The sequence below is a fragment of the Mycobacterium paraintracellulare genome (assembly GCF_000276825.1).
Lineage (GTDB): Bacteria > Actinomycetota > Actinomycetes > Mycobacteriales > Mycobacteriaceae > Mycobacterium > Mycobacterium intracellulare.
The window spans coordinates 280,233-304,433 of record NC_016948.1 but is presented as its reverse complement, the minus strand read 5'-3'; the positions used below and the strand labels follow the sequence as shown (position 1 = coordinate 304,433).

The following is a 24,201-nucleotide window of genomic DNA, read 5'->3' as shown; positions in this document are numbered from 1 at the left end:
TCGCAAGCGCGGCCGCGGCGATCGCAAGCGCGGCCGCGGCGATCGCAAGCGCGGCGTAGCCGGGCGCAGCGGGTCGCCGCTATAGGCCGTAGCCGGGCGCAGCGGGTCGCCGCTATAGGCCGTAGCCGGGCGCAGCGGGTCGCCGCCATCAAACGTGCCTGGCCTTGATCAGGGCCGCGCGCGCCAGCGTCTGCTCCGCCTGCTTGACGTGGGCGGCGTCGACCAGGACGCCGTTCACCCCGACGGCTCCCCGGCCTTTGGCCTCGGCCTCCCGGTAGGCGGCGACGTTGGCTTCGGCGCGGGCGATCTCGTCGGCGGTCGGGGCGTAGACCTCGTTGGCGACCGGAACCTGGTCGGGGTGGATGGCCCACTTCCCGGTGTAGCCGAGCAGCGACGCGCGCCGGGCGTCGCGCTCATACCCGGCGAGGTCGCGGTAGTCGGGGTACGGCGCGTCGATCGCGTCGATGCCCGCGATGCGCGCGGCGACGATCACCTTGTTGCGCGCGTAGGCCCAGAACTCGCCCGGATACTCGCCCAGCGGGACGAAGTTGGTGTCCACCCGCGCGCCCTGTGACAGCGAGAAGTCGCCCACCCCGAAGATCAGGGCGTCGAGGCGATCGCTGGCCGCCGCGATCTCTTCGGCGTTGGCCAAACCTTCGACCTCTTCGATCAGCACCTCGAGCCGGATCCGCTTGTCCAGGTCCAGTTTTGATTCCAGCTGGGTGAGCAGGACGTCCACCCACCACACGTCGCGGGCGGTGCGGGCCTTGGGGATGATGATGGTGTCGAGGTTGCGGCCGGCCCTGGTCACCACCTCGATGACGTCGTCGTGGCACCACCGGGTGTCCAGGCCGTTGATCCGCACCGCCCGCACGGTGCGGCCCCAGTCCAGGTCGTTGAGCGCGCTGATCGCCTTGCCGCGCGATTCCTCCTTGAACGCGGCGGGCGTGGCGTCCTCGAGGTCGAGGAACACCAGGTCGGCACCGCACCCGGCCGCCTTGTCGAACATGTTGTCGCTGCAGGCGGGCACCGCGAGCTCGGAGCGGCGGAGAAGATTCGTCATCGTTTCAATTTCCTTCTGTCACAACACGCCACGGGCGCGCAGGTCGTCGATTTCGTCGTGGCTCATGCCGAGCAGATCCCCGTATACCTCGGTGTTGTGCTCGCCGAGGCGCGGCCCCAGATGCCCGACCGTGCCGGGGGCTGACGAGAACCGCGGCACGGGGGCCTGCACCGTCATGGGTCCGAGTTGTGGGTCGTCGACGGAGATGAACACCCCACGATGCGCCAGCTGTTCGTCGGCGACCAGGTCGCTGATGTCATAGACCGGCGCGGCGGCCACCTCGTGCGCTTCGAAGGCGTCCATCGCCTCCGAAAGTGTTTTGGTGGCAACCCAATCGGCGACCACGGCGTCGACCTCGCGGGCCCGCGCCAACCGTCGCTGCGGGTCGGAGAAGTCGGCGTCGTCCAGCAGATCGTGGCGGCCGATCGCCCGGAACACCCGCAGCGCCAACGCCGGCGAACTGCCGGACATGGCCAGCCACTTGCCGTCCGCGGTGCGATAGGTGTTGCGCGGCGCCGAAATGTCCCACCGGTTGCCGGCCCGCTCGGGCACCAGGCCCAACTGGTCATAGCCCAGCAGCGTCTGTTCCAGCAGCCGGGCCAGCGGGTCGATCAGGTTGACGTCGATCAGTTGTCCGGGCCCGCCGTGCACGTCGCGGTGATACAGCGCCATCATCACCGCGTACGCGGCGTTCAGCGACGCGACGCCGTCGGCCAACATGAACGGCGGCAGCGTCGGCGGCGCGCCGGCCTGACCCGTGATGTGCGCGAACCCGCTCATCGCCTCGCCCAGCGTGCCGAACCCGGGGCGCTCGCTCTTCGGCCCGCTCAGCCCGTACCCGGTGATGTGCAGCATCACGATCCGCTCGTTGACCGCGCGCAGGCTCTCGTAGTCGAGGCCCCACTTGCGCAAGGTCTGGGGGCGGGTGTTGAAGATGGCGACATCGGCGTGCTCCACCAGGCGGCGCACCAGCTCCTGCCCTTCGGCGCACCGCAAGTCGAGCGTGATCGACCGCTTGTTGCGCGCGATCGACTTCCACATCAGGCCGACACCGTCGCGCTGGTTGCCCCAGCCGCGGATCGGGTCGCCGTGGCGCGGTTCTTCGACCTTGATCACGTCGGCGCCGAACTCCCCGAGATAGGTGGCCACCAGCGGCGCGGCGGCCAACGTGGCGAGGTCGAGCACCCGCAGCCCGTCAAGCATGGGCACCGGCGGCCACCCGGCTGTTCGACGGACGCTGCAGCCCGAGATGGCCGCGCAGCGTGGAGGATTCGTATTCCGTGCGGAACAGGCCGCGGCGCTGCAGCTCCGGCACCACCATGCGCACGACGTCCTCGAATGCACCGGGCAGATGCGTTGCGGCCAAGACGAATCCGTCACACGCGCCGCTTTCGAACCAGTCGGCCATCTGATCGGCGACCTGTTCGCCGGTGCCGACGAAGCGCGGCCCCTGCAGCAGTGTGGCGCGATGGTTGGCGAGGTCGCGCAAGGTGACCGTGTCCCCGCCGATATGGGTGCGCAGGTTCTGCACCAGGCCGCGGATGCCGGAGACCGAGGCGAGCAGTTCGTCGGTCACCGGGTCGTCGAGATCGTGTTGCGCGAAGTCGTAGTTCATCAGCTCGGACAGCAGCGTCAGCGACGCCATCGGATGCACGAGGTCGTTGAGGAACATGGCCTCGCGATCCTTGGCGTGGGCCTCGGATTCGCCCACCACCGCGTAGGCCATGGGGCAGATGCGCACGGCGGCCGGATCGCGGCCCGCGTCGGCGATGCGGTCCTTTTGATCGGCGTAGTGGTTGCGTGCGACCTCGATGCCCGGGTCGCCGGTGAAGATCAATTCGGCCCACCGAGAAGCGAATTCGCGGCCGCGGCCCGACGATCCGGCCTGGATGATGACCGGGCGGCCCTGCGGGGTCCGCGGCACCGTCAACGGTCCACGGGCGGAGAAGAACTGGCCGACGTGTCCCAGCTCGTGCACCTTGTTGGGGTCGGCGAACTGCCCGGAAGCCCGGTCGTGCAGGACGGCTTCGTCCTCCCAGGTGTCCCACAGGCCGGTCACCACGTCCATGAATTCGTCGGCGCGGTCGTACCGTTCGTCGTGACCGAGGTGGGCGTCGACCCCGAAGTTCTGCGCCTCGCTGTCGTTGACGGAGGTGACCACGTTCCACGCCGCGCGGCCGCCCGACAGGTGGTCGAGCGAGGCGAACGTGCGCGCCACGTGGAACGGCTGGTAGTAGGTGGTCGAGTAGGTGGCGCCCAGCCCGATCTTCGACGTGGCCTGCGCCAGCACCCCGAGAATCACACTGAGGTCCAGCTTGACCGGGCGGGCGCCGTAATGCACGGCCTCGCCTACCGATCCGCCGTAGACGCCGGGCATGGCCAAGCGGTCGTCGAAGAACATCAGGTCGAAGCAACCCTCTTCGAGCTGGCGGCCGATCTTCGCGTAGTAGGACGCGTCCAGGTACCGGTGTTCGGTCGCGGGGTGCCGCCACGAGCCCGCGTAGACCGAGGTGCTGCCGGCCTGCATGAAGGCCACGAGGGCCATTTTGTCGGTGCGCATGCTTGAAACGTAACATCTGATATTTCAGATATCAAATGCTAGATCTGTCGTTTGGTATTATGCCCAGGTGGCTTCGACCTCAGGGATCGACATCTCCGGGACGGTCCGAGAGCGCGCCGCCCGGGAGCTTCGCGACCGCATTCTGACCGGCGTGCTGCCGGCCGGCTCCCGGGTCGATCTCGACGCCATCACCGAGGAATTCGCGACCAGCCGCACGCCGGTGCGCGAGGCGTTGCTGGAGCTGTCGTTCGAGGGCCTGGTTCAGGTCGCCCCGCGCAGCGGGGTGACGGTGGTCGGCATCAGCCCGGGCGACGTCCTGGACAGCTTCACGATTCTCGGCGTGCTGACCGGGCAGGCCGCGGCGTGGGCCGCCGAGCGGATCGAGCCCGCCGAACTCGCCACGCTCAGGGAACTCGCCGCCGACGTGGTCGCGCGATCCGGTGACGACTCCATCGGAGAGGCCAACTGGCATTTCCATCAGATGATCCATCGCGCGGCGCACTCCCCTCGCCTGCTGAACCAGATCAAGCAGGTCGCGCGCGTGGTGCCGAGCAACTTCCTCACGCTTTTCCCCGAGCACGAAAAGCATTCGCTCGACGAACATCAACAGCTCCTCGATGCGCTGGGCGACAAGGACGCCGAACGCGCCCGTGCGATCGCCGAACGGCACGTCTTGGATGCCGGCCGCTCGCTGGCCGACTGGCTCGAGCAGCGCCGCGACGTCTAGCCCGCCAGCGCGGGCAGCACCTTGTCGGTGAGCAATTGCACCGATTTCCACGCTTCGTCGACCGGCATGCCACCGACCAGGGGGTGCATGACGAGCGGCCCGTAGTTCTGCGCCTCGCGCACCTCCGAGATCAGCTGATCTGGAGTCAGGAAGCGGTATCGCCCCGATGCCCTGACCTGATCCAGGGTCTGCACACCCGGAAGGTGCATGAGCGAGCGTTGATCGGTGGACCATCCGCCGTAAGTGACTGCCTCCCACAGGATGTGGTCGCCCAGTTCCGCCCACGCCCGCTCGGGGTCCTCGTGCAGGTAGATCATTCCGCGGTTGATCGGTCCCGGCATGAGAATGAACGGCGCCATGCCGGCCTCGGCGCACAGCTCGCGGTAGTAGGCGGCGATCTCGGGCAGGTGATCGGCCAGGCTGAGCGGCAGCCGGAACCGGGCGGCGCGGCGCGCGGTGGCACGCGCGCCACCGCCGACGTACAGCGGTGGATGCGGCCGGGTCCACGTGCCAATGTCGGACCACACCGCCAGCATCCGCTCGAGCAGGCCGTCCATCAGCGCGCCACGTCGCGTGAAATCGGCTCCCAGCGCATCGTATTCGACCGTGCGGTATCCCAGGCCCACCGTGGTGTGCAGCCGGCCGCGGCTCATGTTGTCGACGAGCGCGATGTCTTCGGCAAGGCGGACGGGGTTCCACAGCGGGCCCAACGCGCAATCGACGCTGGCGATCAGTGTCGAGGTGCGGGCCAAGAACATCGCCGCGGCCATGATCGGGTTGCAGCTCCACCCGTGCCCGGTCGCGTGATGCTCGTCGACACTGATCGACGTGATGCCGTGCGACTCACCCCACTGCGCCAGTTCGAGCGCTGCGGACAGCAGTTCGCCCTGCACGCGCGGATCCCCCTGCGGCGAGGCGAAATTGAAGCGCAGGACCGTCAGCAACATGCTATGAGTTCCTCGCAATCTGGTTGCGCAGCCACGCGCTTTCCCAGAAGTTCGTGCTGCTTGCGAGAAGCTTTTCATGCGCCTGCCGGAGCACATCGCGAGCCCCCGAATGCTCGGCGGGCACGAGCTGGGCGAGGTGGATGGCGTGCAGTGCCCGATCGGCGGCCAGGTGCGCCCGGGCGCGATCCAGGAGCGCATCGGCGCCGGCCAACTCGACCACGTCGGCCGCGACGGCGTCGAATCCGACCGGGTACAGCTCGGTGGTCGACTCGTGGTGGAACCAGCCCGAGTAGTTCTCCCAGACGGCCCGCACGTCCCAGGCGACCTTCCCATAGCCCTGGCCCACTTCGTATTCCGCGGGCAACGTGATCTCGCGCATCAGGGTGCGGACATCCTTTCCGGCATTCATTCCGGCGACCGTCTGATCGTGGATGTACTGGATGGCGTTGCGCAGCCGGGTCAGCTCGGCGTTGATGCGCTCGGCCCCCGCGACGGGCGCGAAGTGACCCGTCACGAGCAGCTCGGGGTGCAGGTCGCGGACCCGTTCCACCGAGGCAATGGCCGTCAACGCGTCCCGGTAGCGGTCGCCCCGCATGGTGACGAGGTTGGGGATGTGCCCGAACAGGGGGCCGAAGGTGTTTCCGCACAGGCAGATTCGTTCGTCGGGGAGCCAGACCACCAGCGAGTCGGTGGTCTCCCCACCTTGCACCGAGATCAGTTCCATCCGCCGGCCGCCGAGCTCCAGCGTCAGCGTGTCCTCGAAGTCGAGGTCGACGACGGGCACGCTCTGGCCCGCCAGCTGCGCGGTCCCCAGGCGCCGTTGGATGGCTTGGATGCCGTCGGCCAGCGTGTCTTTGAACGCGAACGCGCTGCGGCTGGCGCGGTAGGGGATCAGTCGTTCGTTGTCGTCTCGCCACGCCGTCCAGTTCGCTTGCGCGACAACGGTCGTGTCGGGGTCGCGCACGCTGTCCAGGCCGCCGACATGGTCGACGTGGCCCTGGGTGAAGATGATGTAGCGCACCGGCGAGGAGTCCACGGCGTCGAAGTTGGCGCGATGCACCGGCCCCTCGAAACCCATGCCGGTGTTGACGATCACCCGGCCCTGCGCGGTGGTGAGCAGGTACGAGTTGGACAGCCCGGGCGAGCACCACAATCCCGGGGCGATCTCATCCGCCTTCTCCGCGGACGCCGGGCGCATCGCGTCGGCTCCGGGCCTGCCGCGATAGACGGGTTCGGTCATCGCTGCTGACTCCTTTATTCGGGTCGGACGTCGAACTTGTCGAAATAGAAGCCGAACCGGCCGCGGAGTTCGTCGGCGGAGACGCCGAAGTGCCGTTGCAGTTCGTAATGGATGCGGCCGTGCTTGCCTCGTGGATTGCCGTCCAGGTAGCGCTGGAAGCCGTCGCGCACTTGCTGCGGCAATTCGACACCGCCGCAGTGATACAGCCGCTCGAGCACCGGCATCTCGTTGCCACCCAGCTGATGAAAGTTGACGTCGATGCTGCGTTCGGTGTCCACCAGGTCGCGGTCACGCACGCATGCGCTCAGCAGACGATGCACGCGATCGCTCCAATATTCCAGCAGCCACTGCGGATCAATGCTGTTGCGGCGCAGCCGATCCGAGTAGGCCATCATCGTGATCGCCGATTGGATCACCGCGACCGGGTCGCGGTGCGTGAAAGCCACCGTCGCGTCGGGGAACGTCGCCATCAACGGGCCGAGCTGCTCGCAGTGCTGCGGACTCTTGAGGACCCAGGTGCGCGGACCCCGCAGAAAGGTGAGCGCCTGCAGCACCTTGCGCATGTAGGCATAGTGGCGGGTTTGGTCGAGGCTCAGGTAGTAGTCGCGCCAATCCGGCACCCGCGCATGCCATTCCAGGACATAGGAGGCCAGATCGAGGTCGAGGAGTTCCACCTCCTCCTCGATCGCCTCGGGGAAGCGGTCATGCATGGCGGCCACCACGGGCGCGCTGGCCATCAGCGCTTCGTGTTCTGCTTTGGCTCGCGCGTAACGGGGGTCCACGCCGAACACGTCGGGCCCCTGCCCACGAGCGGGGATGGGATCCTGGCTCTCCCAGTACGGCAGCGCGCGCCTGCGCGGGTCGGCGGCAATGAGATTCACCAGGTGCGTGGTGCCCGACCGCGGCATCCCGACCACGATGAAAGGCCTCTCGATCGGGATGGATTCGATCTCGGGGTACCGCGTGATCAGCTCGGTGAGCGACAACCGGTTACGCAGCAGGCGGACGATCCGCTGCCGCAGCGAACCGCGGGTGAGCTGGCGCAGGCCATCGTCGGCTTCGATCGCCGCGACGTGCGCGCGCAGCCGGTCAGCGAAGCCGTCGGCGTCGTCAAGATCGGCGGCTGCGGTCTTTAGGCCGGTCTGTTCGACGGCCTCCGCGAGCATCCGGTCGACGTCGAGGTCGACGCGCTTGGCCTCGGTGAACTCCAGGATCTGGCGCTGGACGTCGGTCAGCCGGGGCGCGGTCAGGTCGTCGAAGTCGATGTCGTCAACCGCAGAACCCACCGCAACCCCTCTTCGACGCGTCAGGTGAGAAAGATGACACCGAGGCTAGACGCGGCGCTATTCCGTGGTTCACCCACCATCCCGGCCAGCGGTCACCCAGCTACAGGTTGGCCAGATCGTCGGGCACGTCGATCTTGTGCGCCTGCAGCGCCTCCAGGGGGACCACCTCGAGGGTGCTCTCGTGCGTGGATGCCAGCACCACCGGCGCCGCACACCCGTCGTGGTGAGCCCGCAGCCAATTCAGCGCGGTCACGCACCAGCGGTCGCCGGGCAGCAGGCCCGGGAACCGATACTCGGGAACCGGCGTCAACAGGTCGTTGCCAATGGAGCGCTGGTGCTCCAGGAACTCGGCGGTCATCACCGCGCAAATGGTGTGCCGTCCAAGGTCCTGAGGCCCGGTTGAGCAACAGCCGTCGCGGTAGAAACCGGTCAGCGGGTCTGTGCCGCACGGTTCCAGCGGACCGCCCAGCACATTTCGATCAGGCACCCGTCCAGTATTGCTCTCGCGGTGGTGAAGTTTGAAGCAATTTGCCGACTGCGCCCAAGGATTTTCCGCGCCGGCGCCTTGGAGCCCGATGTGGACGGCCGAACGGCGGGCGTGTTAACTCGAATCGATGTCGACGCCGCCCAACCCGCCCGGAAATCCCGCCGATGAACCACCGTGGGGATGGCAGCCGCCCGGTTACGGTCCGCAGCCGAATCCGCAGGGCCCGCCTCCGCCACCGCCGGGGTATCCGTCGCCGCAGGGTTACCCCGGGTACCCGGGCTATCCGGGCTATGGCGGGTACCCGGGCTACGTCGACCCGCAGGCGCCGTTCGGCCGTGATCCCGTTACCGGGCTGCCCCTGTCGGATAAGTCCGCCACCACCGCCGGCTTACTTCAGCTCTTCCTCGGCCTGTTCGGTGTCGGCCGCTTTTACATCGACTCGACTCAGATCGCCGTGGCCCAGCTGTGCGTGGGGCTGTTCGGAATTGTCTTCAGCCTGTTCTGTTTTCTGGGATTCCCGGTCCTGCTCGGCGGGATCATCTGGGCGATCGTCGACGCGATCCTGATCTTCACCGGCAGCGTCAAAGACAACCACGGCCGCAAGCTGCGCTAGGCCCTCCATATAAGAGGGCTATCGGGTTCGGTTGGCCTGCAACGGTTTTGGCGCACAGTCGGGGACATTTTAACCCGGCCGGCATGCACGACGGCCCGGGGCGCGCCGGAGTCGATGGTTACGGATTGGTCACGATGGCGGGTGGGTGCCGACTTTCGGCGACCCCGATTACGGTGCGGGAACAATTGTTATCTCAAGCTCTCGCGACGCGCTGAGCAAATCCCAGGGAAATCGCCCCGGAAACTTATCGTCACATCGTGGAACGACGAACGGCCCTGAAACTCCCTCTGCTGTTGGCGGCGGGCGCCGCAGTTACCCGGGTACCCAGGGCCTCCGCGGAGGAGGCGGGCCGGTGGTCCCCCGATCGCGCCAACCGGTGGTATCAGGCGCAGGGCTGGCTCGTCGGAGCAAACTACATTCCCGCGAGCGCCATCAACCAGTTCGAGATGTTTCAGGCCGATACCTTCGACCCGCGGCGCATCGACACCGAGCTCGGCTGGGCTCAGTTCTATGGCCACAACACCGCGCGGGTCTTCCTCCATGATCAGCTGTGGGCCGCCGACCAGCGCGGGTTCCAAACGCGCCTAGGGCAATTCGTCGACATCGCGGCCCGTCATCACATCAAACCGCTGTTTGTCTTCTTCGACTCCTGCTGGGATCCGCAACCCCGCGCGGGTCGACAGCGCGCGCCGCGCCCCGGTGTGCACAACTCGGGCTGGGCGCAGAGCCCGGGTGCCGAGCGCCTCGGCGACCCCCGCTACGTCCCGGTGATGCGCGACTACGTCACCGCGGTGATGACCCAATTCCGTAACGACAACCGGGTTTTGGGCTGGGACCTCTGGAATGAACCCGACAACCCGGCACGCCAATACCGCAACACCGAAAGAAGCGATAAGGAGCAACTCGTCGCCGACCTGCTCCCCCAGGTGTTTCGGTGGGCGCGCGCGGTGGATCCGAGCCAGCCGCTCACGAGTGGAGTGTGGCGGGGCGACTGGGGACAACCCCAGGGCCGCAGCGCAATCAGCGACATCCAGCTCGCCAACTCCGACGTGGTCACCTTCCATTCCTACGCTGAGCCCGCCGGGTTCGAGTCGCGCATCAACGAGCTGACGCCGATGGGCCGGCCGATCCTGTGCACGGAATACATGGCTCGGCCCCGGGGCAGCACCGTACAGAGCATCCTGCCCGTCGCCAAACGCCTCAACGTCGGCGCGATCAACTGGGGCCTGGTTGCCGGCAAGACCCAGACCTACTTCCCCTGGGAAACGTGGGATCACCCGGCCACGACGGTTCCGAAGGTGTGGTTCCACGACTTGATCCGGCCCGAGGGACGTCCGTTCCAAGACATCGAGGTTTTGACCGTCCGGAAGCTGGCCGGAAGCCAGGCCTGACAAGCAGAGGCGGGCCAACCGGCCCGCCTGGGCTTTGACCATTCAACGATCGCCGTCGCGCTGCCAGTAGTAGCGTTTATGCCAGCTCAGAAGGGGGCGGCGATGATCGTCGGTGTTGGCCATCTGCCCGCGACGCCATGACGCTGGCGAACCTGAGCGAAGCGGAACTGATCGCGTCGGCCGGCGGCGATCCGTGGGCGATCAATCAGAACTTGCAGGCGGGTAGCCCGTTACAGATTTCGCAGTTGGCGGAGGCCTTTCATGGCGCGGGTCGACACACCGCCGAAGCCGACCATGCATTCGAGCAAGCGCGAAAACGGTTCGCCGCCGCCTGGAACCATCAGGATGGTGGCCACCCCATCAACGATTCTGACGAAGTGCAGCGGGTGACCAAAATGCTCGGTGCGCAGTCCGAGCAGCTGCCGAAGATCGGTGCTGAATTGGAAACGATCGCCGCCGCGTTGGCCGACGCGCAGAAACAAGGAGCTCGAGAGATCGCCCTGCTGGACAGTGAGCTCCGAGGCCTCGACAGCCTCATGACCGCGATCAAGAAGGAATTGGCCTCCCATCTGCCCGAGTCGGAACGCCAGAAGCTGTTGAGACTGTACGACGACGCGCACGCCGATGCCGTGGACGACGTCCGCGATGCCGTCAAACAAATGACGTCAATTCGCAACGGGTACTCCGACACTCTCCGTAGAGCCATGGGTGCCCTGCATACCGACGGTTACGACCCACCGAAAGCTGTAGACGAGTGGATCGAAAGCCCGCTGAAACCGGGTGAGGTGAGAGACCTCGGGCCGATCGCCGGTACCGGCGGCATTCCCGGCATCCCGGGTATCGGGGCGGCGGACTTAGGAGAAGTGGTCGAGATCCCCGGACAGCCGGGAAAATATCTCGCGATTTTTGGGGATTCGTTCTCCGGCAACAAAGTCGGTGAGGACGAACACTATCGATCTGTGGCCGTACCGGTGACCTTCGACGCCGACGGACGTCCGCATTTTGGTGCGCCACTAACGGGCCCCGAGAATAGTGGCCGCGAGCTCTTCACAATGCCGTCGGAGGCGGTCAAGGCCGGAATCAGCGACACGTTGCCAGCCGGAACGGTCACCCTGGGCGACAAAACGTACATGATGGTGACCGGCACGACGGGGAACCTTAAGCCGGCGGCTTCGTGGCTGGTCGAAGTCAACGGTGACCCGGGCAAAGGGTGGACAATGGTGCCAGGCTCGTATCGCGCCGCGGGAGAGGCGCCCACCCAGATCAGCGGCTATAAGGGCTCGGACGGCAAAGTCTACATCGCCGCTGATTCCTTCGACCGCAGCCGAGGCATCACCATGTACCGCGCGGATCCTGACAAAGTGTTCAATCGCGGCAGTTGGCAGCCCTGGAACGGAACCGGCTGGGGCCAAGCCGGCGGAGTCGCCACCGCTCCGATAAGCCGCACACCCTTCGGCGAACTCAGTTTCAGGGAGGTCGACGGCAAGGCGGTGCTGTCGGGTTTCAATCAGGGCACTGGAAATGTCGAAGTTCGGGTGGTGGATGAACCCACTAAAGTGTTGAGCGTCGGGCCGACAGTTGTTGCACAGCAGAGCAATCCGCAGGGGCCAAACTTTGTACCCCAGAACTACGGTGGGTATATCCTGCCTGGATCCACGCTGGATAAGCTGAATCTGTTCGTAAGTCAATGGAACACAACGACCAACACCCCGTACAACACTCGGCAATTCCAGGTAAACGCAAACCGCTAATCTACCCGCCGATAGGACCAGAAATGATCAGTAGGACGCTCGCTGTCGCTGCCGGGGTTCTCACCGCGTTTATGACTAGTTGCAACGCTCGCGCCGACGCGCCTGCATTTCCGGACATCAGCGGGTATTCACCCGTGACGGTTGCGGACTACACGATTGGGCTTCCCAACACGGGGCGTGCACCGCTCAACATGGTCTATTTCCTTACCCCGGATGGAATCACGTGCGATTTCTTCTCCGGGGAAGCACAATGCACAGGCAATAATTTTCCCGCGGTCCCGCCAGCCAGCGGGGCCGGCACGGTGAACGCGATTGGGACCGCCTCTGGACTGGCTCAATCCGGCGACCCGATCGCGCCTAACGGCCAGGTCTATGGCCATCCACTCAAGACGTTGCCCCCACTGCATTCCATCACCGTCGACGGCATCATTTGCGGGGTCGATAACTCAGGCACGACCGCATGCAAAGACCCCCAAGGCCGTGGCTTCGTCCTGTCGCCACATGGTTCTGGTTGGCTGCCTCACGTGTGACTGTCAATCAGGCGGTAGGCGACCGCTTCAGCGTCCGACCATGATTCGGAGGAGGTTTCGAATGCCTACCGTCGCACGCCTGACTACTCGATCGTTTGCCTTAATCTTCGTCTTGGTGTCCGTGTCCTGTACGTCGCCGTCGCAACACGCCGTCGCACAGCCGCCCGGCTTCCCTAAGCTCGACGAGTTCACCCCGGTATCAATCGATAACTACATCGAAATTCCGCCGAAAGGATTGCGGTACGCCTACTTTTCGACCCCTTACAACATCCAATGTTGGTTTGAGGCCGGCGAGCCCGTACCGGTGTGGCAATCGCAAGACATCAACTGCCTAGGGGACATGCCGGACGCGAATCCCTGCATGGTCGGCAAAGCAACGGGCGTACGATCAGCACCCACATATGCGATCAGCATGACAGGTAACAAATGTGGTGTGCCGTATACCCACGGGACATTGTTAAACATCGGACAGAAGGTGAACTTCCGCGACGCGACGTGCGTAGTGGGTCCTGACCGCCTCGTCGCCTGCCTGGACACCAGCAGCGGCGAGCACGGATTTGTGCTCAAACCCTCTGGCAGCGTGGCTTTTTAGGGCACAACTAAACCGGTTTGCCCACGGCGGCGATCCGAAACCGCTTGACCCAAAAGGGTTTACGAAGCCGCGAAGTCGCCGACGACGGTCATTTTGTTGCCGTCCCGTGCGGTGGCGAAGCCGCCTGCGTTGAATGCGCAATTCAGGATGATCGCCCGGTGCGGGGGACTTTGCATCCACATGTCCAGGGCCTCACGGGGATTCGCGGCGGATCCGGTGCCCCAGAAGACGATTTCACCCGTGGAGCGGCTCCGATAGCCCGCCTGCGCGATCCGTGCCTGCGGCGACGAGCCGTCCGAGCCGATGTGTCCGCTGACCCCGCTGCGCAGCATGTCGTCGGCATGCCGCTGGGCGGCTTCCGTCAGACGCGGGTCGTCGGTGATCGGTCCGCATCCCTGGCGAAGCTGGTTGACGCCGCTGTACACCGCGCTCCCCGCATCGTCGGCGTGCGCAACGAACCCGTCTGCACCGGAAACAGTAATGAAGGCAGTGCAGATCGAGAAGATTGCGTAGAACGCAACTTTCCTCGTCATGTTTGCCTCGTACCGCATACTGGCTTTATCTGTTTCAGATAACAAAATGTTACCCACTTGCAACCATCGGCGGTCGCGAATAACAGATCCGTTCGGCAGCCGCCGACGGCGAGGCTAAGCCAAAGGTCCTGCTAGTGGCCGGTGTTGTGGGCCAGATCGATGGCGTACTGATTCACGAAGTGGCCCGCCGGCGGATCACCCTTGCCGCACGTCCCGTCGGATTCGCCGGGACGTTTGATCCACAGGTAGGCGTCGGCGTGCGCACCCGCGGTCGAGGCGGTGGGCGGGGTGCCCAACGCTCGGCCGCTGGGATTGCACCAGTTGAGCTCGGAATCAGGCGCCGGTCCGGCACCGTTGCGCGACGTGTCGATCACGTAGTGCGAACCGTTGGTGAGTCCCGAAATCGCTTCGCCGTAACCGATTTCGTCCTCGGTGGTGAAGAAGTTCGCGGTGTTGACGCTGAAGCCCCGCGCGTGACCGACGCCGGCCTGATTCAGCCTGGCGGCCATGTCCTCGGCACTGTGCCAACGCAGGTGACCCGCATCGATGTACACGGCCGCGTTCGGATCCTTCGTCAGCGTGTCGACGGCGTAATGAACCAGATCGAACCGTTCTTGGCGCTGATCACCCGAGAGGCAGTCGGCCATGGCGAGCGCATCGGGCTCGACGATGATCGCCACCCGCGAGGTGCCCACGCCGCCGGCGATCCCATCGATCCAGCTCCGGTAGTCGGCGCCCGACCCCATGCCGCCCGCGGCGAAGCTGCCGCAGTCGCGATGGGGGATTCCGTAGATCGCCAGCACCGGGATGGCGCCGGCGGCGGCCGCGTCGCCGACGTACTTCCCGACCGTTGCTGCGGAACCGCCCGGGACGATCCAGTACGCCTGCGGCGTATTGGCGATCGCGGTCAACTCGGCACTCGGCGGATCGGCGCTCTGGGCGGCGCGCATGGCCGCCGACGTGGGGTTGACGTAGAACGGCGCCCCGTCCAGTGGGTTGCCATCGGAGGCCAAACGCACCGTCGGGGCGGGACGGACCGGCACCGGGTCGCAGACAAGGCCGATGCCGGCGACGGCGGTGATCGTCAGGAACGGGGTGATCCATCGTGCGACTGCACGAGCAGCTGAGAACGTCACCTCAGGAAAATTAGTGGGTCGAACCATCGAGCGCCAACGAGGGTGGCGACCGGTCGGCGCGCGCACGATCGGTGCATCGTGAGAGCACGATCTACCTGCGACGGGGCGCCGGTAGTTTGTGGCGGTGGCGGAGGGATTTGAACCCTCGGACGGTTTTAGCCGTCACACGCTTTCGAGGCGTGCTCCTTAGGCCGCTCGGACACGCCACCGCCGAGCAGCTTACCGAACGGCATGCCTCTCACCCCAATCGCTGGCGGGCGAAGAACGCCTCCAGCGGCGCCGCGCACTCCTGTGCCAGGACACCGCCGCGCACTTCCGGCCGGTGATTGAGCCGCCGGTCGCGGACCACGTCCCACAGCGATCCGACCGCGCCCGTCTTGGGTTCCCAGGCGCCGAACACCAGCCGCCCGATGCGCGACAGCACCAGCGCACCCGCGCACATGGTGCACGGTTCGACAGTCACGGCCAACGTGGCGCCCTCGAGCCGCCACCCGTCGCCGAGCACCTCGGCGGCCGCGCGCAGCGCGAGGATCTCGGCGTGGGCGGTCGGGTCGCCCAGGGCCTCGCGGGCATTCACGGCGCGGGCCAACTCGGTGCCGTCGGCGCTGATCACGACCGCGCCGATGGGCACATCGCGGGGACCCGCCGTCGCGGCGACCGACAGCGCGGAACGGATCAGCTGTTCGTCAGGAATCACCGACCGATCCTGATGGCGGCGACCCGCTGCGCCCGGCTCCATCAGTGGTGGCGACCCGCTGCGCCCGGCTCCGCCGCGCTTGCGATCACCGACCGAGGCGGTCGATCACCGCCGACAGCTGATCGGCGAAGCCCATCTCGCGGGCGATGCGGCCCAGCTGCTCGTCGGCATACAGGTCGGTCTCGTCGAGGATGACCCCCAAGACCGCCTCGGGCAGCCCGATGTCGGACAGCAGCCCCAGGTCGCCCTCTTCGAAGGGATCGGAATCCTCGAGGTCGTCGGGATCGATGTCGGCGTCGAGCTTGTCGAGCACTTCCGCGGCGATGTCGTAGTCCAACGCTGCGGTGGCGTCCGAGAGCAGCAGCCGCGTCCCCGACGGCGCGGGCCGCACGATGACGAAGAATTCGTCATCGACGTCGAGCAGGCCGAAGACAGCCCCGGCGCTGCGCAGTTCACGCAGCTCCGTCTCGGCGGCCGCCAGGCTCGTAAGCGACTTGCGGGCCATTGGAGCACAGCGCCACTGTCCCTCTTCACGCACGACCGCGACGCCGAAGCCGTCCGGCACATCTGCGGACAGGCCCTGGGCGGAGGCCCGTTGTTGTGCTCCCATGGCCGCTTACGGTAGTCCCTGACCAGGCCCCTGACCAGATGGAGCCTGGTAGCGGCGACATCTGACAGCGACCTATCCGAACGGATGTGCCAACCTTGGAATGTGGCAAGCCCTCCTTCTAAGACACCGGTGTGTGTGCTCGGGCTGGGGCTGATCGGTGGCTCGATCATGCGGGCCGCCACGGCGGCGGGCCGTGAAGTCTTCGGCTACAACCGCTCCGTGGAGGGCGCGCAGGCCGCGGCCGCCGACGGCTTTGACGCCTCCACGGAGCTCACCGAGACCCTGACCCGCGCCGCCGGCTCCGGCGCGTTGATCGTGCTCGCCGTACCGATGCCGGCGATGGCGGGCATGCTCGCGCACATCAAGGACACGGCCCCGGCGTGCCCGTTGACCGACGTCACCAGCGTCAAAAAGGCGGTGCTCGACGAGGTCGTCGCGGCGGGTCTGCAGGAACGCTTCGTCGGGGGCCACCCCATGGCGGGCACCGCGCATTCGGGTTGGACCGCCGGCTACGCCGGGTTGTTCGCCGGGGCGCCGTGGGTGGTCAGCGTCGACGACCATGTCGACCCGACGGTCTGGTCGATGGTGATGACGTTGGCGCTGGACTGCGGCGCGGTGGTGGTGCCCGCCAGATCCGACGAACACGACGCCGCCGCGGCCGCCATCTCGCATCTGCCCCACCTGCTCGCCGAGGCGCTGGCGGTCGTCGCCGGGGACGTCCCGTTGGCGTTCGCGCTGGCCGCCGGGTCATTCCGCGACGGGACCCGGGTGGCGGCCAGCGCCCCGGATCTGGTGCGGGCGATGTGCGAGGGCAACTGCGACCAACTGGTGCCCGCGGTCGACCGCGTCATCGAACTGCTGAGTCGCGCCCGCGATTCGCTGGCCCACCACAACTCGGTCGCCGACCTCATCGAAGCCGGCCACGCCGCGCGAACGCGTTACGACAGCTTCCCGCGCAGCGACATCTTCCACGTCGTCGTGGGCGCGGAGAACTGGCGCCAGGAACTGGCCGCCGCGGGCCGCGCGGGCGCGGTGATCAGATCCGCTCTGCCAAGCCTGGATAGTCGACGATGAATCCTTCGTCGTCGACGCTCACCGTGGTGTCGGCGATCGGCGTGTGCACCTTGATCTCGCCGCGACTGCCCGCGCTGCTGTAGCTCACCGTGTCCGCGATGATGGACATCTCGGGCACGTTGACGTAGACGACGGGCAGCGTGACCGACGCCGCCTGCTCGTGCAGGCCGAGCCGCCGGATCGGCAACGCGTTGAAGAAGGGGCTGAACTCCACGTCGACGTCCAGGGCGCCGTTGTAGGCCGCGCGGTGCTCGCCCTGATGGTCGGTGACCAACCACATGTTCTCTTCGTCGCGTGCGAAGGAGAAGACGCGTTCGCGCTCGGCCAGGGTGACGGTCATCCCGAGCCGCTTGGTGGCGCCGGTTTCATCGGTCAACAGGTCGTAGTAGGCGCCGAACGCCGGGTTGGCCTCGGTGGCGGCCGCGACGATGCGGCCGTTGGCCTTGATTCTCTTGCCGGACACCTGGAGTCGTACCGATTCCATCCGGGAGACGTCCTGTGCGCGCCAGGTGAGCATCGCCTGCCAAACGCGGCGAGACGGGTCGGAGGGGGCTGCGTTCACTCATCTACCGTAAGACGTCCCCGCGAACCGCTGCGGAAGTGTCCGGTAAGTGCGTCGCAGGCGGCCGGTGCCCGGCACCGATGCCCACACCAGCAACGCCAGCAGTCCGTCGAGCACCAGCGCCAATGCGGCCACCATCAGCGCCCCGACCAGGGCCAGGTGAAACTCGCGTTCCTTGATCCCATCGATCAGGTATCGCCCCAAACCGCCGAGGCTGGCATAGGCGGCCACCGTTGCGGTGGCGACCACCTGCAGCGTCGCGTTGCGCAGCCCACCGAGCATCAACGGCAGCGCATTGGGCACCTCGACGCGCAGCAGCACCTGGGCCTCGGTCATGCCCATCGCCCGGGCGGCGTCGACGACCGTCGGGTCGACATTGGCGATCCCCGCGTACGTGCCGGCCAGCAGCGCGGGCACACCCAGCAGCATCAGGGCCACCAGCGACGGTCCCAGGCCCAACCCGAACAGCAGCGTCCCGAACAGCAGCACGCCCAGCGTCGGCAGGGAGCGCAGCCCGTTGACGGCGCCCACCACGAACAGGGTGCCGCGGCCGGTGTGCCCGATGACGAGCCCGACGGGAACGGCGATCAGCGCCGAGGCGCCCACCGCGATGGCGGTGTATTCGAGGTGCTCGAGGATGCGGGCCGCGAGTCCGACCGGCCCGGTCCAGTTGTCGACGGTCAACACATACGAGATAGCCCGATCGACGAAGTTCATCGCGCGCCACCCACGACGGGCGCGACGACCGAGCGGCGGCCGGCGGTATCTACGGCGCGGACCCAGGGTGTGGCCAGCCGGCCGGCGCACACGATGAGCACATCGATGACGACCGCCAGCGCGAACAGCGCGATGATGCCCGCCAGGATCTGATCGCTCTTGTCGGTTTGATACCCCTGCGTGAACCAGCTGCCCAGCCCGCCGATCCCGATGACCGAGCCGACCGAGACCATCGCGATGTTGGTCACCACCACTACCCTCAGGCCGGCGATGAGGACCGGAACCGCAAGCGGGAGGTCGACTTTCACGATCCGCGTGATGGGCGGGTAGCCGACCGCGACGGCGGCGTCGCGGGTCTGGGCGGGGACCGCGTCTAGCGCCTCGAGCACCGCGCGCACCAGCAGCGCGGCGGTGTAGGCGGTCAGCGCGACGATCACGTTCGCCTCGTCGAGGATGCGCGTTCCGATGATCATCGGCAACACCACGAACAGCGCCAGCGACGGGATGGTGAACACGACGCTGGCGGCCGCGGTCGTGAGCGTGCGGGCGATCCGCGTGCGCTGCACGGCCAGGCCCAGCGGCAGCGCGATCGCCAACCCGATCACCACCGGCACCAACGACAGCCGCAGGTGCACGATCGTCAGCCACCACGCGTCGTCGAGATGGGTGAGCAGATAGTGCATTATCGGTTCCCCCGTTGGGATTCCACCGCGGCCAGCACGTCGGCGGCCAGCACCCCGCCGATCACCTTGCCGCCGTCGTCGACGGCGATGCCGACCCCCGACGGCGACGACAGCGCGGCGTCGAGCGCCTGGCTCAGATTGCCCCGCGGCCGAAACAGCGATCCCGCCCCGCTCATGCAGTCCGACAACGGTGCGCCGTCGCGGTGCCGCCGCGCGCCTTCGGCGTCGATCCAGCCCAGCGGCGCTCCCCCGCCGTCGACCACCACCGCCCAGCCGTCGGAAAGCCCTGCCCCGGAAAGCGTCTCGGGCGTGATCCGCGCGACGTCGTGCAGCGGCAGTCCGGCCGCGTCGAGGCGTTGCAGCCAGCGATAGCCGCGGCCCAGACCGATGAACCTCGACACGAAGTCGTTCGCGGGTCGCGACAGCAGCCGAGCCGGCTCGTCGTACTGCTGTAACGATCCGCCCTTGAACACCGCCACCCGTTCGCCGAGCCGCAGCGCCTCGTCGATGTCGTGCGTGACGAAAACGATCGTCTTGTGCAGATCGCTTTGCAGGCGCAGTATTTCGTTCTGCAGCTCGTGACGGACCACCGGGTCGACCGCGGAGAACGGCTCGTCCATCAGCAGGATCGGCGGGTCGGCGGCCAGGGCACGCGCCACGCCCACCCGTTGCTGTTCACCACCCGAGAGCTGCGCGGGATAGCGGCGGGCGAGCTTGACGTCCAGCCCGACCCGCTCGAGCACCTCGTAGCCCGCTTTGCGGGCGGTGCGGCGGGACTGCCCCCGCAACACCGGAACCGTTGCCACGTTGTCGATCACCCGCTGGTGGGGCATCAGGCCCGCGTGCTGGATGACGTAGCCGATCCCGAGCCGCAGTTTCACCGGGTCTCGGGTGGCGACGTCGACGCCGTCGATCGCGATGGTGCCCGACGTCGGTTCGATCATCCGGTTGATCATGCGCAGGGCCGTCGTCTTGCCGCTGCCGGAGGACCCGACGAACACGGTCAGCTTTCCACTGGGCACCTCCAGGTTGAGGCGGTCCACCGCGGTGGTCCCGTCGCCGAAGACCTTGCTGACCTCATCGAAGGTGATCACGTCATCCGCCGATCGGGTGGTTGAAGCCGTTGTCCCGTATCCAGTTTCGGGCCGCCTCGTCGGGATCGATACCCGAGTTTCCCGACACCGCAGCGTTGAGCCCGGCAACCCCGGAGGTCGTCAGCTTCGCCGACACCGCATCCAGTACATCTTTGAGCAGGCCGGAGTTCTTTTGCGAATTGACCAGCGGCACAATGTTTCCCGCCACGAAATTGTGCTCCGGGTCGTCGAGCACCACCAGGTGGCCCTGCGGTATGGCCGGTGAGGTGGTGAAAACGTTGGCGGCGTTCACCCTTCCGTCGAGCAAGGCGCGCACGGTGACCGCGCCGCCGCCGTCGTCGATGGCGACGAAGTTGCCCGGCCGGATGTCGAGCCCGTATTTCTGTCGCAGGCCGGGCAGCCCGGCCGGCCTGGTCGCGAACGCCGACGGCGCCCCGAATCGCACCTCGGCCGAATGCGCGGCCAAGTCGGCGATGGTCTTCAGGTTCCACGCGTTCGCCGTTTGACTGGTCACGGTGACGGTGTCGGTGTCGGTCGCGGGCGCGGGCGTCAGGATCGACAAATCGCCCGGGAGGCGGCGGCGGAGCTCCAGCTCGACGACATCGAGAGTGGTCGCCTCCGAGTCCGGGGCGAAATACAGCAGCAGGTTTCCGATGTATTCGGGCACCAGATCGATGGAATGGTCCTTGAGCGCAGGGATATACGTCTCCCGGCTGCCGATCCCCATCCGCCTTCCGATGTCAAACCCGTTGGCTTGCAGGGCTTGTGCGTAGATCTCGGCGATGATCTGTGATTCCGGAAAGTCCCCGGAACCGACAACGATGGACGAGGGGCTTTTGACCTGCGCCCCCAGCGGGTCGGAATTGCTGCAGGCCGCTACAACGCACATCGCCGTCAGCAGCGCTGCCGCGCGCACGATCACGCCGTGCGGGCGCGGCGCTAGCGTCATACCGCCGACCCTAACGCCCCAACCGGGCGCACGCTGGCCTGCGAGGATCGGTTGCCCGAATCGGTTTCATTCTGGCCCGGATCGGGCAAAGATGACATTATGAGCAGCCCCAACCCTGCGTCGCCCGGACAGCCGTTCCCCAAGCCCACCCACGGGGACAAGACCGGCGCATCCACCAAGGAACCCGCTATCGGGTTCACTCGCGCCGGTGCGCTGTGGTCGTCGCTGTTCGCCGGCTTCGTGATCCTGATTCTGTTGCTGATTTTCATCACCCAGAACACGGCGCCGACGGACTTTCGGTTCTTGGGCTGGCACTGGACCCTGCCCCTGGGTGTGGCGATCTTGCTGGCCGCCGTCGTCGGCGGTCTGATCACGGTGGCGGTCGGCACCGCTCGGATCTTGCAGCTGCGCCGCGTGGCGAAAAAGCACCACACGGCCCCACCGCGCTAGCCGGGCAGCTTGGCCAGTTCGGCCAGGCCGCGGGAGATCAGCGGCGCCACCACCTCGGGCGTGTGCTCGGCGGCGTCGCCCGCGCCACGAGCCTGATCCGACATCCGGCGCCGGAAGTCGATGCCGGCGGCGATGATCGCGAGTTTGAAATACGCCAGCGCCATGTAGAACTCCCAGTGCGCCAGCGGTAAACCGGCCACCAGCGAATAGCGGTCGGCCAGCTCGTCGGCCGTCGGCAGCAGCGGTGAGGTCCACGCGGCCTGCGCATTGACGATCAGGTCCAGCGCGGGGTCGCGGTACACGCACATCAGGGCCGCGTCGGACAGCGGATCCCCCAGTGTCGAGAGCTCCCAGTCCACCACGGCCCGAACCTTTGTCGGGTCGTCGGCATCCAGGATCGTGTTGTCGATCCGGTAGTCGCCGTGCACGATCGACGTGCGGCTCTGCTGCGGAATCGCCTCGCCCAGACCGGAATGCAGCCGCTGCACATCGGAGTCGCGACGGTCCTCGGGCAGCCGCACCAGATCCCATTGCGAGCCCCACCGCCGCACCTGTCGCTCCAGATACCCGCTGGGCTTGCCGAAGTCGGCCAGGCCGACGGCGTTGGGATCGACATTGTGGAGGTCGACGAGCACCCGGATCAGCGAGTCCACGCAGCCGCCGATGACGGTGTGGCTGAACGACTCGAGTTGGGCGCGGCGGCGCACCACCTGGCCGGCAACGAATTCGACGATCTGGAACGGGGCGCCCAGCACCGAATCGTCTTCGCACAGCCCGATCGTGCGCGCCACCGGAACCGGCGTGTCCTGCAGCGCAGCGACCACCCGGTACTCGCGGGCCATGTCGTGGGCCGACGGCGTCAACCCGTGCAGCGGCGGTCGGCGCACCAGCCAGCTGGTCGCGTCGTCGTAGACGCGGAACGTCAGGTTGGAGCGGCCACCGGAAATGAACTCCGCCCGTAACTCCCCGTCGCGCCCGATCCCGAGTGAACGCAGGTAGGAGTCCAGCGAGGCCAGGTCAAGCCCCTCGAGTTGGTCAGCTGAAGTCACCGAACTTGTCTACCATCGCCGGCCACGACCCGGTTCACCACCTGCGATTTGCCGGCGTCCCGGTCAGCCCGTCCCGCGGTTCGCGTCATCGTCGAGCAGCCGCTGGTTTCGCGGCAACAGATCCCAGACGTGCTCGGTGGTGTTGACCGCGGCGACCGTCGCCTGACCGGACCGGGAGAACAACAGTCGCGTGACCGACGCGTAGTCGACGGGAAAGGACAGCAGTCGCGCCGTCCCGAGGATCTCGTGCAGCAGCACGTTGATCACCCCGCCGTGGCTGAACACCGCGACGGTGTCTTCGGGTTCGGCGCTCGCGACGAGGCCGTCGACCGCGGCGCGCACCCGGGCACGAAACGCATCCTCGTCGACCGCGCTGGGCAAATGCCCCTGGGCCAGGCGCGCCCACTCCTCGGGCATCTCCGCGCGGATCTGCTCGACGGGGATGTACACGGGAAGGTCGCGGTCATACTCGGCGAAGCGGTCGTCGATCTCGACGGTCAGCCCCCGATCCGCCGCGACCGGTTCGGCGGTCTGGATGGCCCGGCGCTGCGGGCTGCTCACCACCCGCGAGATGGGGAACCTGGCGAGCGCCTTGGGCAGTCGCTCGATTTGGGCCAACCCCTCCGCCGATAGGTCCGGATCGGAACCTTGGCCGTGTTCGCTGCGCAGCGGCAGGGCGTGCCGGACCAGAAGCACTTGCATATTTCTTCCTGTCGTTCGAAGGTGGCAGCGCCAGTTTCTCATCGCGTCCGTGCCGCCGATCCCCAGGAGGATTCTTTATGACGCAACCGGATCGGGATTGGGACGCCGCCTACCGGCAGGCGGCGCCGCCCCCGTGGAGCATCGGCCGGCCCCAACCGGAGCTGGCGCGCCTCATCGATCAGGGCCTTGTCCGCAGCGAGGTGCTGGACTCCGGCTGCGGCCATGCCGCACTTTCGCTGGCGCTCGCGGCGCGCGGCTACACCGTCGTCGGCCTCGACGCGAGCGCGACCGCGGTCCAGGCGGCGGCCGCCGCGGCCGCCGAGCAGGGTCTGAGCACCGCGAGCTTCGCGCAGGCCGACGTCACCACCTTTCGTGGCTATGACGGCCGCTTCTCCACCATCCTGGACAGCGGCCTTTTCCATGCGCTGGCGCCGGAACGGCGCCAGGATTACGTGCAGTCCATCTTTCGGGCCGCGGCGCCCGGGGCGGCGTTGTACATCCTGGCCTTCGCCGCGGGGGCGTTGGACCAGGCCCACCCGGACCGGCCGGGCCCGCCGGGCTTCACCGAAACCGAGTTGCACGACGCCGTCTCGACGCTGTGGCGGGTCGATGACATTCGCGTGGCCAAGGTCTACGGCAAGGACGAGTCTTCGGACGGCTCGCTGGCACATCTCGAACACGACGACGAGGGCCACTTCATGGCGCCCGGCTTCCTGCTGAGCGCTCACAAACCCGGCTGAGCCTTGCCGCCACCGCGG

At 67.0% G+C, this 24,201-nt stretch carries 26 protein-coding genes and 1 tRNA gene; 8 read left to right on the top strand and 19 right to left on the bottom strand.

The genetic code is table 11. The annotated features are described in order from the left end of the window. Positions 1 to 148 precede the first annotated feature (148 nt). Genes OCQ_RS01475 through OCQ_RS01465 form a run of 3 tightly spaced genes read right to left on the bottom strand, consistent with a single transcriptional unit; the run spans position 149 to position 3,623 of the window. Positions 149 to 1,063: an HpcH/HpaI aldolase/citrate lyase family protein gene (locus OCQ_RS01475; protein ID WP_014383660.1), complete on the bottom strand. Its 915-nt coding sequence runs from the start codon at positions 1,061 to 1,063 to the stop codon at positions 149 to 151. A gap of 18 nt (positions 1,064 to 1,081) precedes the next feature. Continuing rightward, positions 1,082 to 2,266, bottom strand: coding sequence for a CaiB/BaiF CoA transferase family protein (locus OCQ_RS01470; protein WP_014378888.1), 1,185 nt, complete (start codon positions 2,264 to 2,266; stop codon positions 1,082 to 1,084). Then, on the bottom strand, positions 2,259 to 3,623 hold the full coding sequence (locus OCQ_RS01465) for an LLM class flavin-dependent oxidoreductase (RefSeq protein ID WP_008263166.1): 1,365 nt from the start codon (positions 3,621 to 3,623) through the stop codon (positions 2,259 to 2,261). Before OCQ_RS01465 ends, OCQ_RS01470 begins: the two co-directional genes overlap by 8 nt. A 67-nt stretch (positions 3,624 to 3,690) precedes the next feature. On the opposite strand from OCQ_RS01465, the gene OCQ_RS01460 reads away from it, so the two are divergent. Continuing rightward, positions 3,691 to 4,350 carry a GntR family transcriptional regulator gene (locus OCQ_RS01460; RefSeq protein WP_008263165.1) on the top strand — a complete coding sequence of 220 codons (660 nt, stop codon included), beginning with the start codon at positions 3,691 to 3,693 and terminating at the stop codon, positions 4,348 to 4,350. Here the strand turns inward: OCQ_RS01460 and OCQ_RS01455 are convergent. The 4 genes from OCQ_RS01455 to OCQ_RS01440 all read right to left on the bottom strand — a co-directional run bounded on the left by OCQ_RS01455 (position 4,347) and on the right by OCQ_RS01440 (position 8,310). After that, the gene (locus OCQ_RS01455) at positions 4,347 to 5,297 is read right to left on the bottom strand and encodes an LLM class flavin-dependent oxidoreductase (RefSeq protein ID WP_008263164.1); all 951 of its coding nucleotides are present in this window, start codon (positions 5,295 to 5,297) and stop codon (positions 4,347 to 4,349) included. The two genes, OCQ_RS01460 and OCQ_RS01455, sit on opposite strands and share 4 nt — an antisense overlap. 1 nt (position 5,298) lies before the next feature. Continuing rightward, a complete protein-coding gene (locus OCQ_RS01450) occupies positions 5,299 to 6,537 on the bottom strand; it encodes an MBL fold metallo-hydrolase (RefSeq protein ID WP_008263162.1) in 1,239 nt (412 codons plus the stop codon). Between the two features lie 14 nt (positions 6,538 to 6,551). After that, positions 6,552 to 7,823, bottom strand: a complete 1,272-nt coding sequence (locus OCQ_RS01445) for a sulfotransferase family protein (protein WP_014383659.1) — start codon at positions 7,821 to 7,823, stop codon at positions 6,552 to 6,554. A 100-nt stretch (positions 7,824 to 7,923) separates the two neighbouring features. Beyond that, positions 7,924 to 8,310 carry a DUF2237 family protein gene (locus OCQ_RS01440; protein ID WP_008263157.1) on the bottom strand — a complete coding sequence of 129 codons (387 nt, stop codon included), beginning with the start codon at positions 8,308 to 8,310 and terminating at the stop codon, positions 7,924 to 7,926. 127 nt (positions 8,311 to 8,437) lie between these two features. On the opposite strand from OCQ_RS01440, the gene OCQ_RS01435 reads away from it, so the two are divergent. From OCQ_RS01435 to OCQ_RS25690, 4 genes are all read left to right on the top strand, one after another. After that, positions 8,438 to 8,923, top strand: a complete 486-nt coding sequence (locus tag OCQ_RS01435; RefSeq protein ID WP_008263155.1) for an NINE protein — start codon at positions 8,438 to 8,440, stop codon at positions 8,921 to 8,923. 257 nt (positions 8,924 to 9,180) lie between these two features. Beyond that, positions 9,181 to 10,314 (top strand): cellulase family glycosylhydrolase, encoded by a 1,134-nt coding sequence (locus tag OCQ_RS01430; RefSeq protein WP_008263154.1) that lies wholly within the window; start codon positions 9,181 to 9,183, stop codon positions 10,312 to 10,314. A 137-nt stretch (positions 10,315 to 10,451) separates the two neighbouring features. Continuing rightward, entirely contained in the window at positions 10,452 to 12,065 is a 1,614-nt protein-coding gene (locus OCQ_RS01425) for a putative alpha/beta hydrolase (RefSeq protein WP_008263153.1), read from the top strand. Positions 12,066 to 12,656: 591 nt separating this feature from the next. Next, positions 12,657 to 13,187: a hypothetical protein gene (locus tag OCQ_RS25690; RefSeq protein ID WP_225330913.1), complete on the top strand. Its 531-nt coding sequence runs from the start codon at positions 12,657 to 12,659 to the stop codon at positions 13,185 to 13,187. A 59-nt stretch (positions 13,188 to 13,246) separates the two neighbouring features. Here OCQ_RS25690 and OCQ_RS01420 read toward each other — a convergent pair whose 3' ends face one another. From OCQ_RS01420 to OCQ_RS01400, 5 genes are all read right to left on the bottom strand, one after another. Then, positions 13,247 to 13,720, bottom strand: a complete 474-nt coding sequence (locus OCQ_RS01420) for a CAP domain-containing protein (protein WP_026071064.1) — start codon at positions 13,718 to 13,720, stop codon at positions 13,247 to 13,249. Positions 13,721 to 13,851: 131 nt separating this feature from the next. Next, the gene (locus tag OCQ_RS01415; protein ID WP_014378884.1) at positions 13,852 to 14,856 is read right to left on the bottom strand and encodes a glycoside hydrolase family 6 protein; all 1,005 of its coding nucleotides are present in this window, start codon (positions 14,854 to 14,856) and stop codon (positions 13,852 to 13,854) included. Positions 14,857 to 14,975: 119 nt separating this feature from the next. Further along, positions 14,976 to 15,065, bottom strand: a tRNA-Ser gene (locus tag OCQ_RS01410). Between the two features lie 29 nt (positions 15,066 to 15,094). Next, entirely contained in the window at positions 15,095 to 15,553 is a 459-nt protein-coding gene (locus tag OCQ_RS01405) for a nucleoside deaminase (RefSeq protein ID WP_008263147.1), read from the bottom strand. Positions 15,554 to 15,638: 85 nt separating this feature from the next. Next, positions 15,639 to 16,163, bottom strand: a complete 525-nt coding sequence (locus OCQ_RS01400; RefSeq protein WP_026071065.1) for a tRNA adenosine deaminase-associated protein — start codon at positions 16,161 to 16,163, stop codon at positions 15,639 to 15,641. 129 nt (positions 16,164 to 16,292) lie between these two features. Here OCQ_RS01400 and OCQ_RS01395 point away from each other — a divergent pair, with 129 nt between their 5' ends. Further along, a complete protein-coding gene (locus OCQ_RS01395) occupies positions 16,293 to 17,237 on the top strand; it encodes a prephenate dehydrogenase (RefSeq protein WP_162130203.1) in 945 nt (314 codons plus the stop codon). Here the strand turns inward: OCQ_RS01395 and OCQ_RS01390 are convergent. The 5 genes from OCQ_RS01390 to OCQ_RS01370 are packed head-to-tail and all read right to left on the bottom strand — an operon-like array spanning position 17,200 to position 21,242. Then, complete coding sequence (locus OCQ_RS01390; protein ID WP_008263137.1) at positions 17,200 to 17,799, bottom strand: putative glycolipid-binding domain-containing protein; 600 nt, start codon at positions 17,797 to 17,799, stop codon at positions 17,200 to 17,202. The two genes, OCQ_RS01395 and OCQ_RS01390, sit on opposite strands and share 38 nt — an antisense overlap. Then, complete coding sequence (locus tag OCQ_RS01385; RefSeq protein WP_009956728.1) at positions 17,800 to 18,516, bottom strand: ABC transporter permease; 717 nt, start codon at positions 18,514 to 18,516, stop codon at positions 17,800 to 17,802. It lies immediately after the preceding gene. Further along, complete coding sequence (locus OCQ_RS01380; protein WP_008263134.1) at positions 18,513 to 19,199, bottom strand: ABC transporter permease; 687 nt, start codon at positions 19,197 to 19,199, stop codon at positions 18,513 to 18,515. The genes OCQ_RS01385 and OCQ_RS01380 overlap by 4 nt, the downstream gene beginning before the upstream one ends. Next, positions 19,199 to 20,293: an ABC transporter ATP-binding protein gene (locus tag OCQ_RS01375; RefSeq protein ID WP_014383658.1), complete on the bottom strand. Its 1,095-nt coding sequence runs from the start codon at positions 20,291 to 20,293 to the stop codon at positions 19,199 to 19,201. Before OCQ_RS01375 ends, OCQ_RS01380 begins: the two co-directional genes overlap by 1 nt. A 1-nt stretch (position 20,294) precedes the next feature. Then, a complete protein-coding gene (locus tag OCQ_RS01370) occupies positions 20,295 to 21,242 on the bottom strand; it encodes an ABC transporter substrate-binding protein (RefSeq protein WP_014383657.1) in 948 nt (315 codons plus the stop codon). Between the two features lie 99 nt (positions 21,243 to 21,341). Between OCQ_RS01370 and OCQ_RS01365 the strand changes: the two genes are divergently transcribed. Next, positions 21,342 to 21,692, top strand: coding sequence for a LapA family protein (locus OCQ_RS01365; RefSeq protein ID WP_014383656.1), 351 nt, complete (start codon positions 21,342 to 21,344; stop codon positions 21,690 to 21,692). Here OCQ_RS01365 and OCQ_RS01360 read toward each other — a convergent pair. Both OCQ_RS01360 and OCQ_RS01355 read right to left on the bottom strand, forming a co-directional pair. Beyond that, positions 21,689 to 22,741: a phosphotransferase family protein gene (locus tag OCQ_RS01360; RefSeq protein WP_009956732.1), complete on the bottom strand. Its 1,053-nt coding sequence runs from the start codon at positions 22,739 to 22,741 to the stop codon at positions 21,689 to 21,691. The two genes, OCQ_RS01365 and OCQ_RS01360, sit on opposite strands and share 4 nt — an antisense overlap. 63 nt (positions 22,742 to 22,804) lie before the next feature. Continuing rightward, positions 22,805 to 23,443, bottom strand: a complete 639-nt coding sequence (locus OCQ_RS01355) for a histidine phosphatase family protein (protein ID WP_008263125.1) — start codon at positions 23,441 to 23,443, stop codon at positions 22,805 to 22,807. Between the two features lie 77 nt (positions 23,444 to 23,520). On the opposite strand from OCQ_RS01355, the gene OCQ_RS01350 reads away from it, so the two are divergent. Continuing rightward, positions 23,521 to 24,183 carry a class I SAM-dependent methyltransferase gene (locus tag OCQ_RS01350; protein ID WP_009956735.1) on the top strand — a complete coding sequence of 221 codons (663 nt, stop codon included), beginning with the start codon at positions 23,521 to 23,523 and terminating at the stop codon, positions 24,181 to 24,183. Positions 24,184 to 24,201: the final 18 nt, after the last annotated feature.

Excerpts from the sequence above, each read along its gene's own strand:
- OCQ_RS01475 (WP_014383660.1), bottom strand. The coding sequence starts at position 1,063 with ATGACGAATCTTCTCCGCCGCTCCGAGCTCGCGGTGCCCGCCTGCAGC.
- OCQ_RS01470 (WP_014378888.1), bottom strand. The coding sequence starts at position 2,266 with ATGCTTGACGGGCTGCGGGTGCTCGACCTCGCCACGTTGGCCGCCGCG.
- OCQ_RS01465 (WP_008263166.1), bottom strand. The coding sequence starts at position 3,623 with ATGCGCACCGACAAAATGGCCCTCGTGGCCTTCATGCAGGCCGGCAGC.
- OCQ_RS01455 (WP_008263164.1), bottom strand. The coding sequence starts at position 5,297 with ATGTTGCTGACGGTCCTGCGCTTCAATTTCGCCTCGCCGCAGGGGGAT.
- OCQ_RS01450 (WP_008263162.1), bottom strand. The coding sequence starts at position 6,537 with ATGACCGAACCCGTCTATCGCGGCAGGCCCGGAGCCGACGCGATGCGC.
- OCQ_RS01435 (WP_008263155.1), top strand. The coding sequence starts at position 8,438 with ATGTCGACGCCGCCCAACCCGCCCGGAAATCCCGCCGATGAACCACCG.
- OCQ_RS01425 (WP_008263153.1), top strand. The coding sequence starts at position 10,452 with ATGACGCTGGCGAACCTGAGCGAAGCGGAACTGATCGCGTCGGCCGGC.
- OCQ_RS25690 (WP_225330913.1), top strand. The coding sequence starts at position 12,657 with ATGCCTACCGTCGCACGCCTGACTACTCGATCGTTTGCCTTAATCTTC.
- OCQ_RS01420 (WP_026071064.1), bottom strand. The coding sequence starts at position 13,720 with ATGACGAGGAAAGTTGCGTTCTACGCAATCTTCTCGATCTGCACTGCC.
- OCQ_RS01400 (WP_026071065.1), bottom strand. The coding sequence starts at position 16,163 with ATGGGAGCACAACAACGGGCCTCCGCCCAGGGCCTGTCCGCAGATGTG.
- OCQ_RS01385 (WP_009956728.1), bottom strand. The coding sequence starts at position 18,516 with ATGAACTTCGTCGATCGGGCTATCTCGTATGTGTTGACCGTCGACAAC.
- OCQ_RS01380 (WP_008263134.1), bottom strand. The coding sequence starts at position 19,199 with ATGCACTATCTGCTCACCCATCTCGACGACGCGTGGTGGCTGACGATC.
- OCQ_RS01370 (WP_014383657.1), bottom strand. The coding sequence starts at position 21,242 with ATGACGCTAGCGCCGCGCCCGCACGGCGTGATCGTGCGCGCGGCAGCG.
- OCQ_RS01365 (WP_014383656.1), top strand. The coding sequence starts at position 21,342 with ATGAGCAGCCCCAACCCTGCGTCGCCCGGACAGCCGTTCCCCAAGCCC.
- OCQ_RS01355 (WP_008263125.1), bottom strand. The coding sequence starts at position 23,443 with ATGCAAGTGCTTCTGGTCCGGCACGCCCTGCCGCTGCGCAGCGAACAC.
- OCQ_RS01350 (WP_009956735.1), top strand. The coding sequence starts at position 23,521 with ATGACGCAACCGGATCGGGATTGGGACGCCGCCTACCGGCAGGCGGCG.